The sequence below is a fragment of the Selenomonas sp. oral taxon 138 str. F0429 genome, assembly GCF_000318175.2.
In the GTDB taxonomy this organism is placed as follows: Bacteria; Bacillota; Negativicutes; order Selenomonadales; family Selenomonadaceae; genus Centipeda; species Centipeda timonae.
On record NZ_KB290935.1, the window covers coordinates 74,809 to 75,987 of the forward strand.

Annotated in this window: 11 tRNA genes (1 of these 11 only partly in view); all 11 read right to left on the minus strand. The window is 53.0% G+C overall.

Annotated elements, in window-relative coordinates:
- Positions 1–40, minus strand: a tRNA-OTHER gene (locus tag HMPREF9163_RS12055) (it extends 64 nt beyond the left edge of the window).
- Between the two features lie 103 nt (positions 41–143).
- Positions 144–230 (minus strand) — tRNA-Leu (locus tag HMPREF9163_RS04795).
- A gap of 11 nt (positions 231–241) precedes the next feature.
- Positions 242–315, minus strand: a tRNA-Gly gene (locus HMPREF9163_RS04800).
- Position 316: 1 nt separating this feature from the next.
- Positions 317–392, minus strand: a tRNA-Thr gene (locus HMPREF9163_RS04805).
- 46 nt (positions 393–438) lie between these two features.
- Positions 439–514: transfer RNA gene (locus tag HMPREF9163_RS04810), tRNA-Phe, on the minus strand.
- Positions 515–521: 7 nt separating this feature from the next.
- Positions 522–598 (minus strand) — tRNA-Asp (locus tag HMPREF9163_RS04815).
- Positions 599–617: 19 nt separating this feature from the next.
- A tRNA-Val gene (locus HMPREF9163_RS04820) sits at positions 618–693 on the minus strand.
- A 6-nt stretch (positions 694–699) separates the two neighbouring features.
- Positions 700–775 (minus strand) — tRNA-Lys (locus HMPREF9163_RS04825).
- A 20-nt stretch (positions 776–795) separates the two neighbouring features.
- Positions 796–871 (minus strand) — tRNA-Lys (locus HMPREF9163_RS04830).
- A gap of 37 nt (positions 872–908) precedes the next feature.
- Positions 909–985 (minus strand) — tRNA-Gln (locus HMPREF9163_RS04835).
- Positions 986–1,065: 80 nt separating this feature from the next.
- Positions 1,066–1,141: transfer RNA gene (locus HMPREF9163_RS04840), tRNA-Asn, on the minus strand.
- Positions 1,142–1,179: the final 38 nt, after the last annotated feature.

Consider the following 1,179-nt stretch of genomic DNA (forward strand, 5'->3'; position numbering starts at 1 on the left):
CCCCTCAAAGTAGCGCGTCTGCCAATTCCGCCACGACCGCGTATAAAATTGTAGGAATCAACAATGGCATAGCCATCGTTGACTAAGTGACTCAATCAAGACTGCCGTTCGCTGACGCTCCGACATTCTTGTTTCGCTACTTATGGTGCCGAGGACCGGAATCGAACCGGTACGATCTTACGATCGGGGGATTTTAAGTCCCCTGCGTCTGCCTGTTCCGCCACCCCGGCGAAATGCAAAATGGAGCGGGTGATGGGAATCGAACCCACGTGACCAGCTTGGAAGGCTGGGGCTCTACCATTGAGCTACACCCGCATGGAGCTGGCGAGAGGACTTGAACCCCCAACCTGCTGATTACAAGTCAGCTGCTCTACCGATTGAGCTACGCCAGCAGCATTGCACAAGCGGCACGCGCCGCAGACGCTGTAGGATACGAAGTGGTGCCTCAGAGCGGAATCGAACCACTGACACGGGGATTTTCAGTCCCCTGCTCTACCAACTGAGCTACCGAGGCATAAAAATGGCGACCCGAAGGGGACTTGAACCCCTGACCTCCGCCGTGACAGGGCGGCATTCTAACCAACTAAACTACCGGGCCGTATAAAATGGAATGTCCTTGGTGGGCGATGACAGGATCGAACTGCCGACATCCTGCTTGTAAGGCAGGCGCTCTCCCAGCTGAGCTAATCGCCCATATAATGGTGACCCACCACGGAATCGAACCGTGAACCTACTGATTAAGAGTCAGTTGCTCTGCCAGTTGAGCTAGTGAGTCATGATAAGTGAAAGAAAAAGTGGTGGCTCACCCGGGACTCGAACCCGGGACCCTCTGATTAAAAGTCAGATGCTCTACCAACTGAGCTAGTGAACCTTTATCAGCGCCACCCATCTCATAAAATGAGATAAATTGGCTGGGGTAGTTGGATTCGAACCAACGGATGCGGGAGTCAAAGTCCCGTGCCTTAACCGACTTGGCGATACCCCAACTATCCACAAAGAATCACTGATAAAAAGGAACTCCTTATCAGTGCTTCGCCAGCGGCAGCACCGCTATAAATGCAAAAATGGCTCCTCGAACTGGACTCGAACCAGTGACATTCTGATTAACAGTCAGACGCTCTACCGACTGAGCTATCGAGGAGTGATTGCGGCAACTACCTACTCTCCCACGTCGTCTCC